We start from the raw sequence: 15,147 nt of genomic DNA, 5'->3' as shown, positions 1-15,147 counted from the left end.
ACCATACAACGTGTTCGCCGAATGTGCATAGTGCGCCCGCACAATTCGTTGCCGTATGCGGGCCGTTTCGATGGCGGAGTGGCGGGCTGGTCCGCGGCCTGCCCCTCTGCACGCAGGCTGCGACCCGTCTTCGGGAACGCCCGCCGGGCACCACGGCCTCCGGCCTGCAGCCCGCACGTCGGCACTCGCTCCGGCCGCCTTTGCAGCGGGCATCGTCAGTACCGATCAAGGCGCCGCCAGGGGGGCGTAGGCATGCACGGCGCTGCCTCCAGCAGGCGTGGTGCGCCGTCGACACTTCACCGATGTCCGCGCACCTGTTGTCCACCTACGCCGGTATGGCCGGCGACTGCATGTGTCCGCTCGATGCGGCGCTTACTTCGGCAACGGCGAACGCCCCGAGATCGAGAACGCCGCCGCATCGCCGGCTACGCCGGTGCCCGGCTGCCCGCCGCCGACAAACAGCGTGTAGTTGCCGGCTTCCACCGCGCGTTGTCCGGTGCGGTCCACATCGCTCAGGGCACGCGCATCCAGCGTGAAGGTGAGTTCGCGTTGTTCGCCCGGTTTGAGGTGCACGCGTTGGAAGCCGACCAGGCTGCGCAGCGGCGACTGTGGACGGTCCGGGTATTGCAGGTACACCTGCGCCACTTCATCGCCGGCACGCGCACCGGTATTGCGCACGGTGGTGGTCACCTGCAGCGTGCTGCCGGCCTGCAGCGTAGTGGTGGACAGGCGCGGCGCCGCATACGCAAAGCTGGTGTAGCTCAGCCCGTAGCCGAACGGAAACAGCGGCTCGCCCTTAAAGTAGCGATAGGTGCGGCCCTTCATGTCGTAGCTGACGTACGCCGGCAGATCCTTGGTGGAGCGGTAGAACGTCACCGGCAGGCGCCCGCCGGGGTTGTCGTCGCCGGCCAGCGCACGGGCAATCGCGGTGCCGCCGGACTGGCCCGGGTACCACGCGGCCACGATCGCATCGGCGTGGGTCTTGGCCCAGTTCACCGCCACGGCGCTGCCGCTCATCAACACCACCACCAGCGGCTTGCCGGAGGCCTTTGCGCGTTCCAGCAGGGCTTGCTGCGGGGCGGGCAGGGCGATGTCGTTGCGGTCGCCGCCGTCGAAGCCGGGCACATCGATGCGCAACTCTTCGCCTTCCACATCCGGCGACAGGCCGACGAAGGCCACCACCGCGTCGGCCTGTGCCACGGCCTGCTCGGCTTCGGCCAGTTGCGCCGCGGCAGGGGCCAGCCATTCCAGGCGCACGCCCTGGTCCTGGCCACGGTGCTCCATTTCCAGGCGGATCTTGCGCGGCCGGGTATCGTCGAAATGCAGCACGGTTTCCACGCTGCGGCCGTCGGCGTTGTGCATGCCGGCCGGCACGTGCTTGTCTTCGGCATTGCCGGCAACCACCAGCTTGTCGTCGATGTACAGCCGCACCGGGTCGTGGCCGCTGCAGTCGAAGCAGCGCGCCACGCGCACCGCCAGGGTGTAATCGCCGGCACCGGGCGGCAGCAGTTCGCCGCTCCAGCGCACGGCGTAACGATCCGCTGGTACGCCCTTGGCCGGGGCGACCTGATCCCAGTTGAAGCTCACCACGCGGTCCTGCCGCACCACGCGTGCCGTGCCGGTCATGTCCACGTTGTCGAAATATTCGCCACGCAGCCCCGGTTTGCCGTCGCTGCGCAGGGCGGTCTCCGGAATCATGCCCGGCACGCCGGCAGCCAACGGCGCGCCTTGCGCGTAGCGCACCTGCTGGGTGCCGAAGCGCTCGCGCAGGCCGAGCAATGGCGTCACCGGCGCAGCGGAGGTGCCTTGGTAGTTGGCCTCCAGCGCGGCCAGTGCATCGGCATTGGGGCCGACCACCGCCAGCCGCGTGCCGGCGTTCAGCGGCAGCGTGGCATTGGCGTTTTTGAGCAACACGATCGATTCGGCAGCTGTCTGCAAGGCCAACGCACGGTTGGCGCGGCTGTCGATGTCCTTGGCGCCCAGCCGCGCGTACGGATCCTTGCGCGGGGCTTCCAGTTCGCCCAGCCGATAGCGTGCTGCAAACAGGCGCACCAGCGATTGATCCAGCAGCGCCTCGTCCACTTCGCCGCGTTCGATGGCGGTGCCGAGTTCGCGATAGGCATGCCCGCAGTTGAGATCGTGCCCGGCCTTGAGCGCTGCGGCGGATGAGCCGGCATTGTCGGGGCGGAAGTAATGGAACTGGGTCATGTCGTCCACCGCATCGCAGTCGGACACCACAAAGCCCTTGAAGCCCCAATCCCCACGCACGCGGCCGTTGAGCAGCCAGTCGGTCGCGCACGCCGGGGTGCCATGCAGCGAGTTGTACGCACACATCACCGAGCCGGCCTGGCCCTCGACGAGCGCCGCGCGGAAGGCCGGCGTGTAGGTCGCCTCCACATCGCGCGGCGAGACGTCCACATCGAACCCATGCCGCCCCGGTTCCGGGCCGCTGTGCACGGCGATGTGCTTGGGCGTGGCGATCGTGCGCGGGTGGTCGAGATCATCGCCCTGCAAACCGCGTATGAAACCGACCGCCAGTTGCCCGGTGAGGAAGGGATCCTCGCCGTAGGTTTCCATGCCACGGCCCCAACGCGGGTCACGGAAGATGTTGATGTTGGGCGACCAGATGGTCAGCCCGGCGTAGCGCGGGTGGTCCTTGCCCGTGGCGCCAGCCTGGTTGAATTTGGCGCGCGCCTCGGTGGAGACCACGGTGCCCACCTGCTGCATCAGTGTGGTGTTCCAGCTTGCTGCCAGGCCAATGGCCTGCGGAAACACCGTGGCATAGCCATTGCGGGCGATGCCGTGCAGGCCTTCGCTCCACCACTCGTAGGCGGGGATGCCCAGGCGTGGAATCGCCGGTGCATCGTTCATGGCCTGGGCGACCTTTTCGTCGCGGCTCATCTGCGCCACCAGCGCGGTGGCGCGCTGTTCGGGCGTGCTGCTGCGGTCGGCGGGCGCGGCGAGTGCGAGACAGGGCAGGCCAAGGCTCAGGCCCAGTGCCATGGCAAGACGCGGGACAAACACGGATGACATCGATCTACTCCTGCGCAGCGGTGAGATCCGCCGGGCGTTGTTCTGTGAGTGCCGCAAGGGGCTGCGGCAGGGTGGGGATGCGGCGCGGCAGTGTCATGCACGCCGTTGGGTGGGGTGGCTGTTGCTGGTGGCGCGGTGGGCCCTCATCCGCCCCTGCGGGGCACCTTCTCCCGCCAGCGGAAGAAGGACATTCAGCGCGAGACGAGGGCACGCGAGCGAGGAGGAAGGCAGGCATCCGAGCACGCGAGCGAGGAGCAAGCCACGTATCCGATGGCACGCAAGCGAGGAGGAAGGCACGCATCTGCGAGCACGCAAGCGAGGAGCAAGGCACGCACCCGAGCGCACGCATGGCAGAACATCGCCTCCTCCCGCCCGGCAGAACATCGCTTCCTTCTCCCGCCTGGCGGGAGAAGGTGCCCGAAGGGCGGATGAGGGCCATCCCGTCCCTCATTTCGCCGCCGCTGCCTCCGCTGCCTCCGGCGGCGCACCGGCCAGCGTCGATGCCAGGTCGCGTACCTGCAATGCAGCCTGCAGCTGCGCCATCGGCAGCTTGCTGGACACGTGCAGCGTCAGCGGATCGCCTGGCAGCAGGTCGAACGCGTTGTCGGCCACGGTCACGTCCAGATCGCCGAACGACAGCCACACCTCGCGCGCCAGCGTGTTGCTGGTCAGGGTCAGCGCATAGCCATCGCCATCGGCGCGCCATTGGCCGTCGATCTTTGCCGTTGGCAACGCGAGCTGCTTGGCTGGCGCGAAAAACACCACTTCGCGCGAGAGCAGCGTGTCGCCCTCCAGCAGCTCGAACACTGCATAGCTGCGTTTGGGGTCGGCCTTGCCCAGCAGTTGCGCATCGCTGAAGTCGCCTACCTGCAGGCTGCTCAGCGGCTTGATGGTGGCCTTTTGCTCACGCTTGCTCAGCACCTTGCCGTCCATGCCCATCACCCGCATGCGCCAGCGCGCATCCAGGGCCGTGGTGCGGTCGGACACCAGCGAGACCTTGGTCTGGCCCTTGTCGTTGCGCAGCGCGGCGATCATTTCCGGTGCATAGAAGCGGCGCGCGTGGTACTGCAGCGCTTTCCAGCGGCCGTAGTAATCCACGCTGGACCACGACGCGCCCGGCCACACGTCGTTGAGCTGCCAGTACAGCGAACCCATCGACTGCGGGCGCGAGGCGCGCAGATGCGAGGCGGCCAGGTTGATGCCTTCGGCCTGCATCAACTGGCTCAGGTAGACGAAGCTCTCGAAATCCTTGGGCTCGCCAAACTCGCGGCGGATGTACAGCATCAGCCGCTTGTTGCCATTGCCCTTGTCGAACTTCTGGTGCGCGCGCATCACCGGCGATTCGGGGTCCATGTCGGCCGCATCGGCGAACACGCGCACGGTACGCATGTCCGGGAACGACTGCAGTCCGTACTCGGACATGAAACGCGGGGTGACGTTGAGGTATTCGGTGACCGGCAGGGCGGGGCCGCCCCACACCTTCCAGTAATGCATGTCGCCATCATTGGTCTGGTCGGCAGCGCCATCGAAGTTGGTGCCCGGCGAAGTAGCCCAGTACGGCACATCGCTGTCGTAGGTGGCCACCACTTCGCGGAACACGGTGCCGAACAAGGTCGTCATGCCACGTTCCACCCGGGCGCGTTCTTCCGGGTCCAGCGATTGCTTGAACTTGACCCGGTCGCCCCAGTTTTCCCAACCGGTCTGTACTTCATTGTTGCCACACCACAGCACCACGCTGGGGTGGTCGCGCAGCCGCTTGACCTGTTCGATCGCCTCCTGCCGGGTGTTCTCGCGGAACTCCACGTCGTATGGCGGTACCGCGCCGCCGAACATGAAGTCCTGCCAGATCATGATGCCCAGCTCGTCGGCCACCTCGTAGAAGTGATCGTCCTGGTAGTGCCCGCCGCCCCACATGCGCAGCATGTTCATGTTGGCATCGCGCGCGTCCTGCAGGGTGCTGCGCATGCGCTCGGCGGTGACGCGCGAGGGGAAAGCGTCCAGCGGAATCAGGTTGGCGCCCTTGGCGAAGATCGGGATGCCGTTGATCACGATCTCCATGCTCTTGCCCCACTGGTCCTTCTCGCGGCGCAGCTCCACCGAGCGCAGGCCGGTCACGCGTTTGATTTGCTGGCTATCGCCATCGGCGTCGCGCACGTTGGCGACAAAGGTGTAGCGGTCCTGCGCGCCGTAGCCGGCCGGAAACCAGCGCTTGGGCTTGGCGATGCGCACGGCCAGGTCGATGCGGTTCTGGCCCGGGTCGACTACCGCGTCCTGGGTGAACTGGCCGACTTTTTGCCCATCCGGGCCCAGCACATCCAGCGTCACCTGCACCGGCCCGCTGCGGCCGGCCTGCAGTTCCAGCTGCGCCTGCAGCTGCGCGGCGTCGGCGTCGACGCGTTGCTGGGCGATATGCAGCCCGTCCACGCGCACCGCATCCCACGCTTCCACGCGCACGTCCTTCCAGATGCCGGCATTGACCATGCGCGGGCCCCAGTCCCAGCCGTAGCTATACGGCGCCTTGCGCACATAGGTCGAACTATGGCGGCCATCGGGCTCATCGCCGAACGCCGAATCGTAGGCGCCCGGCAGCGCATACGGCTGCTTGGCCAGCCACGGCTGGATCTTCTTGATCGGCGAAAGGAACTTGATTTCCAGCACGTTGTCGCCGCGCTTAAGCAGCGGTTTGGCGTCCACGCGCCACTGCCGGAACATGTTGTCGGCACTGAGCAGCGTCTTGCCATTGAGGGTGACCTCGGCCAGCGTGTCCAGTCCATCGAACACCAGCTCCACGTGCTCGCGCTTGAGCATCGCCGCATCGACATTGAAGCGGGTCTGGTATTGCCAATCGCTTAAGCCCGCCCACTGGATCTTGCCTTCGTTGTCGCGCAGGAACGGGTCGGGCACCACCTTGGCGGCGATCAGGTCGGTCTGCACCACGCCCGGTACCTGCGCCGGCATCCAGCTGGCGGCCTTGGGGTAGGTCTTGGCCTGTTCCTGCCCCGGCACCAGGCGCACCTGCCAGCCGCTGTCCAGGGTCACGGCCGTGGGCGGTGCCGCCCAGGCCTGTGAGATCGCGAAGGCCAGGGCAAGCCCGAGCCGGGCGGGCGTGACCATGGACGAGGCGGGGGCAGTGCGGTGCGACAGGGGCATGGGTGGATCTCCTTGGATGGATCAGCGCGTGGCGGCGGGGGGCGCCTGCGCGGTGGTTTCAATCAGTTGAACGGCGCCGATGGCATACAACGGGCCGCGAATGGGCGCGGTGAAGCGCAGGCAGAGATCGTGGACGCCGGTGCGCGCAGGCAGTGGGGCTTCCAGGGTGAATTGCTCGCCCAGGGTGTCGCTGCGCGGCAGTTGCACGCTGGCGATCAGTTCGCCGTCGCAGCCCTGGCGCACTTCCAGCTCGCCGCCGCGGGTGTTGGCCGGGTACTGCACCACCTTGGATTGCTCGTGCGCCAGACCGAAGTTGTTGGGCAGGCGCGCGGCCTCGATACGGATGGCGCCGACGCCATCCAGGCGTGCCCGCGGATACATGCGGCAGGCATGGAACAGGTCGACGTTGTAGACCGGCGTGTCGGCGCCGGTCATCTCCGGCAGCAGCGGCAGGCGCAGGCCGAGTGCGCCCTGTGCGACGCAATGGCGCAGTCCCTGCGTGTCCACGCGCAACAGTGAGGTGCGATCGAAGCTGCGGCTGCGCGTCGCCGCCAGCGGCATGCCATCGGCAGTGAACGCAGTGGCCTTGACCGTGGTGGGCAATTGAATCGCAAAGGGTGCCTGGTAGCGCGGCGATGCAGGCGTCGGGTCGCTGCCGTCGATGGTGTAGTGGAGCACGCCGGCGCCGGTCTGCGTGCTCAGCGCCACCTTGGCCGGGCCGCCGGCCAGCACCGGGTTGGGGCCGTTTTCCAGGCCGATCTCCGCGGCGAAGGCACCGTCGCTATAGTCGATGCCCAGCGCCTTGTAGCGCTGCAGCTGTGCCGGCAGGCGCGCCAGAAAGTTGTTCCAGTCGCGCGCTGCCACCGGCGACCAGGTCATCTCTGCTACCGCGGACAGACGCGGAAACAACGCGTGATCCACATGCCAGCGCGAGGGGATGTATTCGGACCACAACGCGCTCTGCGCGCCCAGCACATGCCTGGCCTGGTCGGCGGTGAGATCGGCCGGCACCGGGTCGAACGCGTAGACCTTGGACAACGGCAGCACCGTCAGGCGACCGTTCGGTTCGTCGCTGCGCGCAGTCTGCAAATTGTCCAGATACAGCCAGTCGCCCGGTGCCAGCACCACATCGTGGCCTTGCCTGGCCGCGGTCACCGCACCTTCGACGCCGCGCCACGACATCACCGACGCACTCGCCGGCACGCCGCCTTCCAGAATTTCATCCCAACCGATCATGCGCCGACCGTGCCGGGTGAGGTAGGTGGCCAGCTGTTCGTTGAACCAGCCTTGCATTGCGTGGGCGTCCTTGACCCCGAGCTTGCGCATCTGCGCGCGCACCACGGGCGAGGCTTCCCATTGATCCTTCACCGCCTCATCGCCGCCGATGTGGATGTAGGTCGAGGGGAACAAGGTCAGCACTTCATCCAGCACATTGGTGATGAAGGTCAGGCTGCGTTCGCTGGTGTTGAACAGATACGGGTTGACGCCCCAGTCCACGCTCACCTGGGTGCGTACACCGGGCACGCCCACTTCTTCCGGATAGGCGGCCACTGCGGCCTGCGCATGGCCGGGCATGTCCAGCTCGGGCAGCACGGTGATGTGCAGGCGTGCGGCATACGCGACGATTTCGCTGATCTGCTCCTGCGTGTAGAAGCCACCGGAGCGCTCCGGCGTGCCGTGCCGGCCGGCACCCGGCGGCGTACGCCAGGCACCGACCTCGGTGAGCTTGGGGTAGCGCTTGATCTCGATGCGCCAGCCCTGGTCGTCGGTCAGATGCCAATGCAGCACGTTGAGCTTGTGCACGGCCATCGCATCGAGCACATGCTTGACCGTGTCGACATCGTGGAAGTGACGGGCCACGTCCAGATGCTGGCCACGCCAACCGAAACGTGGCCAGTCGCGGATGGCGACCGCGGGCACGGCCACCGCGCCCTTGCGTGCATCCGGGGTCATCAACTGCCAGGCGCTGATGGCGCCATGGAACAGGCCGGCACCGTCGCGCGCGTCGATACGGATACCGTTCGCATCCACGTCCAGGCTATAGCCTTCCGGGTGTGTCACCGTGGCCTGCGCGTTGCGTTGCAGACGGATGCTTTCGGGCGAGGGCGTTGCTTCTGCACGCACTTCCAGTGCGAGCCCACGCGTACGCTTGAGCAGGCCGGCAAGATGCTCGGCGCTGCGCCGCGTGTCGGCATCGCCCGCGGGGATCGAAATCACCGTGCCGGCGCCGACGGTAAAACTGCCGGCACTGCGCGTGGCCTCCACCGGTGCGGGAATCAGCGGCAACGGTGCCGTGGCGGACGCCGGTGCCACCGCAGCGCCGGCGCTTGCCACTGCCGGCGCCGTGCCCGCCTCGCGCTTGCCGCATCCGGCCAGCGCCAGTACGGCCAGCGACAACGCAAGCAACCGCAACGTCGTAAGTGACGGCAGGTACGTTGCTCGCCTGTCCATCAACAGCGCCCTCGACAACAGCATGCGTGGCGTACGGCTGAGGTTGGACATCATGCAATCACATCCCGGGATGACGGAGAGCGTGTGGCCGCACTGTTGCATGCGCGCAGCCAAGTGGAACGACACCATATCGCATCGACAGCCTTGCTCGCTCCTGCCAAAGACATCGAAGCGCGGCAGCCCTGCACAGTAGCAAAGCCGCCGCGGATCACGCAGGGACTGGCGCACGCTTCATCGCCGCGCGCCTGCCTGCAGTCGATGATCAACGCTGCGCAGTCGGCAGCTCGTCCCACACCTTGGGGTCTTCGGCGCCCAGCACCCAGCAGCTGAAACCTTCCAGGCCGTACTGCTTGGTCAGCTCGTAACGCGCCTTGAAGCTGCGTGCGTCCGGGCGGAACACCCACTCACGCATGTCGTCGCGATAGAAATAGAACCACGACTCCTGTTCGACCGGATCCCACTGCACGGTGGCGTTCTGTTCGATCGCCAGCGGGAAGGATTCGTCGGCATCGATATACGCGGCTGCGATGTTCGACGCTTCGGTGCCGTCTTCCTTCACCGGGTTGCCGGTGTACCAGCGGTAGCCATAGGTGGCGATGCCCAGCGACAGCTTTTCCTTCGGCACCTGGGTGATGGCGTAATCCAGGTGCTTCTTCATCCACACCATGCCATCGACCGGGCCGGGCGTGGTCCAGCGGGTGTGCTGGTCGTAGGTCATGATGCTGACCAGGTCGGCAGCCTGGCCCAGCGCCTTGAGGTCGTAGGCACCGCGCCAGTATTCCCACATCCACTTGGAGAACTGGCCACCTTCGGCGTGGCCCGGTGCGTTAGGGACCACCGCCACCGACATCTTGAAACCGGCCTTGTGCAGCGCGTCTGCGGTCTGCTTCACCATCAAGGTGTAGGCATCGCGATCGGTCCAGGCGATGTTTTCGAAATCGAACTGGAAGCCGTAGTACTTGTGCTGCTTGCCGTGGATCAGCAGCGATTCGATCATGCGCTTCTTGGCGGCTTCGTCGTGCATCAGCTTGTGGAAGCCGTCGCGGCCGGTGGTCATCGACAGGATCGGCATCACCCGCAGCTTGTGCTGCTTGGCGATGTCGTACAGGTACATATTGGGCGTGCCGTTGACCAGGCCGTTCTGGTCGACGCCGTACCAGGTGGGCACCACCACATCGATCTTGTCGACGTTGGCAATGAACGAGTTGGTCGATTTCTGCGTGTTCATCAGATAGAACAACGCGGTGGGATTCTTGGCCAGGGCCGGGGCGCAGGCAAATGCCAGCGCAAGCAACATCCAGGTCAATCGCTTGCTCATGAAAGACAACATCCGTCAGGGAGTGGGGGAAGAAAGGTCGATGCGGAACACATACGCGCTCTCGCCGACCGGCTTGACCGGAAGCCGCAGGTGCAGGCCATCGGCGCGCTGTTCGAACGGGATCTTCTTGCCGTTGGCCAGCAAGGTCACTGCGCGCACGCCATCGGCGGCGTTGAGCGAGCGGATCACCGCTTCGCCATTGCTCGGCCAGCCGAGCTCGATCGCATACAACGCGCCATCGCGGGTGGTGAAGCGGAAATCTTCGGCCGTGTACGGCTTGGTCTTGACGTCCTGGAAGGTGCCGCCCACCACTTCGGTGGGGCCTTCGCCATACACGCGCCACGGCGTGCTGTCGTAGATCGCGCCGCCATTGGTCTTGAGCCAACGACCGATCGCCAGCAGGATGCCGCGCTCGGTGTCCGGGATTGAGCCGTCGGCGCGCGGGCCGATGTTGAGCATCAGGTTGCCGTTCTTGGCCACCACATCGGCCAGCATGTGGATGATGAAGGTGGGCGACTTGTAGGTGTCGTTTTCGATATAGCCCCACGAGGCGTTACTCACCGAGGTGTCGGTCTGCCAATGCGTGGGATGGATGCCGGTGAGCTGGCCGCGCTCGATATCCAGCGTGCCGGCACCTTCCGGGAAGGCGCCCAGCTTGTAGTTCACCACCACCCCGCGGTCGGCCTCGGTACGCGCCGCGCCCTGGTTGTAGTAATACGCCAGCATCGTCGGCAGGCTGCGGCGGAAGGTGGGATGGGCAATCCACCAATCGAAATAGATCAGGTCCGGTTGATAGGTGTCGATCAACTCGGTGGTACGCGCCAGCCAGTCGTCCAGCCAGGCCTGCGAGACCGGCGTCCAGTCGTTGGCCACGTCGGCGTCGTCCTTGCCCGGCAACCGCACCTGCGCCGGGCCGTACAGCGCGGCATAGCGTGGGTCGTTGACGTCTGAGTCGAACTTGCGCCCGCCATCGAAGAACCAGTTGTGTTCGGCGCGGTGCGAGGACAAGCCGAAGTGCAGCCCCTGCGCGCGAATCGCCTTGGACAACTCGCCCAGCAGGTCGCGCTTGGGCCCCATTTTCATCGCGGTCCAGTCGGACAGCTTGGAGTCGTACAGCGCAAAGCCGTCATGGTGCTCGGCCACCGGCACCACATAGCGTGCGCCGGACTCACGGAACAACTTGGCCCAGCCATTGGGGTCGAACTTGGGCGCGGTGAACTTGGGGATCAGATCCTTGTAGCCGCTACTGGCCTGCGGCCCGTAGGTGGCCACGTGATGCGCGAATTCCTTGGAGTCTTGCAGATACATGTTGCGCGAATACCACTCGCTGCCGAACGCCGGCACCGAGAACACGCCCCAGTGGATGAAGATGCCGAACTTGGCATTGTCGTACCACGCCGGTGATTGATACGCCTTCAGCGCGGCCCAGTCGGGGCGGAACGGGCCCTTGCGTGCACCGGCCTCGACTTCGCGCACCAGGCGTTCGCGTTCGGGCGCGTACTTGGCAGTGGCATCGAGCCACTGCTGGTCGATGGCCTCCGGACTGAGCGTGGTGGCGGTCGGCGCGGTGGGCGATTGCGCGGCACTCGCATGCACGGCGGGCAACGCGAGCAGCAGAGCGAGCGCGAGCGCTCGACTCCTGGGTGCAGCTCCGGTGTGGCGGCGGGATGGAGCCGCGGACACGCGGCTATCGGTCGTCATGGGAACTGCACTCCTGTAAGCGAAACGCGTCGGCCATGTTGCAACCGTGCGTGGATGGCAAAAGCGGGCCTGGCCATGCTCCCTCGATCGCGAAGGGGCGTGGCCAGTACCACTCCTTGGTACAACACCAAGCTGTGCGCTGCATGCAACGCACAGCTCAAAAAAAAGCGCGCCACCGTGGAGGGTCGGTGGCGCGCCGGTGCTTCATCAGAACTTGAAGTTGAGCTGGGCCTGATAGCCGCGGCCGTTCTTGTAGAACGCCGTGGGGGTATCGCGCGTGTTGCTGAAGACCCGGTAGGTGGAATCCAGCAGGTTGGTGGCGCCGAAGGTGATGCCCATGTAATCGGTGATCTGGTACGAGGCGTTCAGATCCAGCTGCTTATAGGCATCGGCAAAGTCACGCGATTCCAGGCGGCCGATCTGGGTGAAGTACTTGGAGCGGTAGCTGTAGTTCACACGCACGGTCCAGTCGCCGTGTTCCCAGTACGGGATCACGTTGTAGGTGTCGCGCGACAGGTACGGCAGGTTCAGACCGGAGCTGGAGTCGGACTCGGCGAACGTGTAGTTGGCCTGCAACCCGAAGCCCAGACCGAAGGTCTGCTGGTAGTTGACCGCCACGCCCTTGACCTTGGCATCGGACACGTTCACCGGCGTGGTCACCTGGTACAGGCCAGCGATGGCCGGCGGTGCCGGATTCAGCTGCTGGGTGACTGTGGTGTTGACGATGTAGGAGCTGATGTCGCGATAGAACACTTCACCGGACAACATGCTGGAGGGTGCGAAGTACCACTCGGCCGCCAGATCGTAGTTGGTAGATTCGTACGGCTTCAGATCCGGGTTGCCGCCGTTGGCAGTCAGGTTGCCGTTGCCGCTGTTGACGGTGAAGGTACCGGCCAGATCGGCGTAACGCGGACGTGCGATGACCTTGGCCGCCGAGAAGCGCAGCACGGTGTCGTCGGTCATGTCGTAGGCGATGTTGAAGCTCGGCAGCGCCTTGCGATAGTCATTGGTCTCGGCGACACGGTCGAAGCTGGTGCCGCCGTCGTTGCTCTGCCAGAACTGCGATTTGTCGGTGGTCTCGACCAGACGCACGCCGACATTACCGCGCCACTGGCCCGACTCGAAGTTCAACTGCGTGTAGATGTTCTGGGTGATTTCCTTGACGTCGAACGAGGCGCCGAAGTCGGTGCGGTATGCGCCCTGCGGCTGCGACAGCAGGTAGCTGCGCACGGCACCCAGGTTGGCGGTCGGCCAGGTGGTCAGATCGCCGCTGGCGCCCAGGCCATCGTACAGGCTGCTCGGCGTGGTGCCCGGATTGAACTGCGTCAGCGATACCGGGTCGGTGGTGTTGATGCGGTTACCGCGCGCGTCCACACCGTTGTTGTGGTTGATGTACTTGTAGCCGAACTGCAGTTTGGTGAACGGGCCCCATTCCAGGTCGCGCGAAGCGTCCCACTGGAAGTACTTCTCATCGTCCTTGCTCTTCTGGTAGGCGATACCGCCGGCCTGCATGATGCCGGTGGTCGTGCCCGGGATATTGCCTTCCTGGCCCGGCGCAAGACCTGCAGGGTTGCCCGGCAATGCCCAGTTGGAGGCGCCGCCGTTGTCGTAGTTGACCGAGGTGTTGCGGCCGTCGAACGCGTAGTTGTACCCGCCGTCCTGCATCAGGTACTTCATCAGGTATTCGGGGTTCTTGCCGCCGGTCGCTTCGGTGTAACCGGCCTGGGTGGTGAACACCCACTTTTCGCCGGACCAGTCGTGACGCAGGTTCAGGCTTTTGGTGGTGACGGTACTTTCGCGATAGTTGGCATCCAGCTGCGCATACGGCTGACCGGCGGCACCGTCGCCGACGGTGGCCGAGGTCACCACGCCGTTCTGTACGTTTGCCTGGGTGATCTTCTGGCGGTCGTCGTTACAGGCCGGGCACACATAACGCGCCTGGCTGAAGTTGTTGTACTTGCCCTTGATGTACAGACCGGTCAGGTTGAACTCGTTCTGCTCGTCGGGTTTCCACTGCAACGCGCCCTGCAGGCCACTGCGCTCACGGGTCTGCTGGAAGAACGCGCTGCTGATGCCGGCGGGCACACGTGCGGTAGCCACATCGCTGCCGTCGCCGGTGATGGTCGCGGTCGGCGGAATGCCGGCACCGGTGGTGTAGCCGAAGTATTCGATACCGGCGCGTGCCAGGTCCTGCTTGTCGTGCGTGGCGGAGATCAACGCGCCGAAGGTCTCGTCGTCGTTCTTCCAGCTCCACAGCGCCGAACCGCGCGGATTGCCTTCTTCCGAGCGATCGTTGTAGTTGTAGCCGATCGAGCCGCGGATGGTGTTCTTGGGCAGCTCCAGCGGCTTGCGGGTATGCACGATCACGGTGCCGCCGATCGAGCCTTCGTCGATGCGCGCTTCCGGGGTCTTGTAGACCTCCATCAGGCCGATGATTTCCGGCGACAGCAGGGTGTAGTTGAAGGTACGGCCGCTGGTGTCGGTCGGATTGCCGCCCCAGTCACCGGACGCGATGGTCTGGCCGTTGAGCAGCACGCGGTTCAACGCTGGGTCGGTGCCGTTGATGCTGACCTTTTCGCCTTCGCCGAACTGGCGGTCGACGCTGATACCCGGCAGGTGCGACAGCGATTCGGCCGCATTGATGTCCGGGAACTTGCCGATGTCTTCGGCGCTGATGGCATCGACGATGGAGTTGGCCGAGCGCTTGACCGCCTGGCTCTTTTCCAGCGATGCGCGATAGCCGGTGACGGTAATGGTGTCCAGCTCGGTGGTGGCCGAGGATGCGCCCGCAGGCGCCTGTTGTTCTTGTCCGGCAGCCATTGCAGAGCCGGAGCAGTACAGAGCGGCGGTGATACAGAGTGCTAACGTCGTGGTGCGGCTGTGCATGGCTAAACCTCGTTGGTTAGTGCTGTGAGCGCGCGCCGTGGAAAGGCATCGCGCTCGGCGTGGCCGGCAAAACAACACGCCCTGACCGATCGCGGTGATCGCACTCCGTGCTCGGCAACGGCAGCAGGCGGTGTCGATTCGCGTGGTAGAGGAGGTGTCCCCCGTGTGGTGAAGCAGTGGAGCGAACGCGATATCGGCGAGCCCGGCGTCTGGCGACGCAGAACCCGCGAACCTGGAATCGGCAGGGAGGGGAAAAGCCGTTCTTCAGTACCGAACAGTCCATGGCCCCTCCTGCCAGAACCCCGATTTGGACCGAGTCTCGCGTAGCGCTGACAGCGTTGTCAACACGTCGTCACAGATCTCTGATGCAGCTGCGATTGCGCTGCAATGCAGCATTTTTGCAGCGCGATCGTCGACGTAGTCGACCAGGTACGCGTGCCCGTACCGCTGTCGCGCGGGGTTGATTGGCGCTTTCAATGCTGGAAACGTTTTGTGCCGCAGCGTCTGGCGAAATCTGTGCCGGAATCGTCGCCATGCGTGCGGATTTTTCGGGGATGATGGGGCCGGCCCTGGATCGCCTCGATTGGGGTCTCCACGGTTGCGTTACA

At 65.4% G+C, this 15,147-nt stretch carries 6 protein-coding genes; all 6 read right to left on the bottom strand.

Features of this window, described 5'->3' with window-relative positions; translation table 11 throughout:
- Positions 1–372: 372 nt before the first annotated feature.
- The 6 genes from ABQZ09_RS04165 to ABQZ09_RS04140 all read right to left on the bottom strand — a co-directional run bounded on the left by ABQZ09_RS04165 (position 373) and on the right by ABQZ09_RS04140 (position 14,539).
- On the bottom strand, positions 373–3,033 hold the full coding sequence (locus ABQZ09_RS04165; protein ID WP_349776180.1) for a glycoside hydrolase family 3 C-terminal domain-containing protein: 2,661 nt from the start codon (positions 3,031–3,033) through the stop codon (positions 373–375).
- A 447-nt stretch (positions 3,034–3,480) separates the two neighbouring features.
- A complete protein-coding gene (locus tag ABQZ09_RS04160; RefSeq protein WP_349776179.1) occupies positions 3,481–6,183 on the bottom strand; it encodes a beta-mannosidase in 2,703 nt (900 codons plus the stop codon).
- Positions 6,184–6,204: 21 nt separating this feature from the next.
- Positions 6,205–8,634: a family 20 glycosylhydrolase gene (locus ABQZ09_RS04155; protein WP_349776341.1), complete on the bottom strand. Its 2,430-nt coding sequence runs from the start codon at positions 8,632–8,634 to the stop codon at positions 6,205–6,207.
- A 262-nt stretch (positions 8,635–8,896) separates the two neighbouring features.
- Positions 8,897–9,964, bottom strand: a complete 1,068-nt coding sequence (locus ABQZ09_RS04150; protein ID WP_039408857.1) for a glycosyl hydrolase family 18 protein — start codon at positions 9,962–9,964, stop codon at positions 8,897–8,899.
- Positions 9,965–9,967: 3 nt separating this feature from the next.
- Positions 9,968–11,653, bottom strand: a complete 1,686-nt coding sequence (locus ABQZ09_RS04145) for an alpha-L-fucosidase (RefSeq protein ID WP_349776178.1) — start codon at positions 11,651–11,653, stop codon at positions 9,968–9,970.
- 207 nt (positions 11,654–11,860) lie between these two features.
- Positions 11,861–14,539 (bottom strand): TonB-dependent receptor, encoded by a 2,679-nt coding sequence (locus ABQZ09_RS04140; protein WP_349776177.1) that lies wholly within the window; start codon positions 14,537–14,539, stop codon positions 11,861–11,863.
- Between the last annotated feature and the right edge of the window lie 608 nt (positions 14,540–15,147).

The sequence above is a fragment of the Xanthomonas sp. WHRI 6106 genome (genome assembly GCF_040202405.1).
GTDB classification, from domain to species: domain Bacteria; phylum Pseudomonadota; class Gammaproteobacteria; order Xanthomonadales; family Xanthomonadaceae; genus Xanthomonas; species Xanthomonas cannabis.
Note: the sequence above shows the minus strand (reverse complement) of the source record. Positions and strands in the feature narration are given on the sequence as shown.

Coding starts and splice junctions, on each gene's coding strand:
- ABQZ09_RS04165 (WP_349776180.1), bottom strand. CDS start 3,033: ATGTCATCCGTGTTTGTCCCGCGTCTTGCCATGGCACTGGGCCTGAGC.
- ABQZ09_RS04160 (WP_349776179.1), bottom strand. CDS start 6,183: ATGCCCCTGTCGCACCGCACTGCCCCCGCCTCGTCCATGGTCACGCCC.
- ABQZ09_RS04155 (WP_349776341.1), bottom strand. CDS start 8,634: ATGGACAGGCGAGCAACGTACCTGCCGTCACTTACGACGTTGCGGTTG.
- ABQZ09_RS04150 (WP_039408857.1), bottom strand. CDS start 9,964: ATGTTGTCTTTCATGAGCAAGCGATTGACCTGGATGTTGCTTGCGCTG.
- ABQZ09_RS04145 (WP_349776178.1), bottom strand. CDS start 11,653: ATGACGACCGATAGCCGCGTGTCCGCGGCTCCATCCCGCCGCCACACC.
- ABQZ09_RS04140 (WP_349776177.1), bottom strand. CDS start 14,539: ATGCACAGCCGCACCACGACGTTAGCACTCTGTATCACCGCCGCTCTG.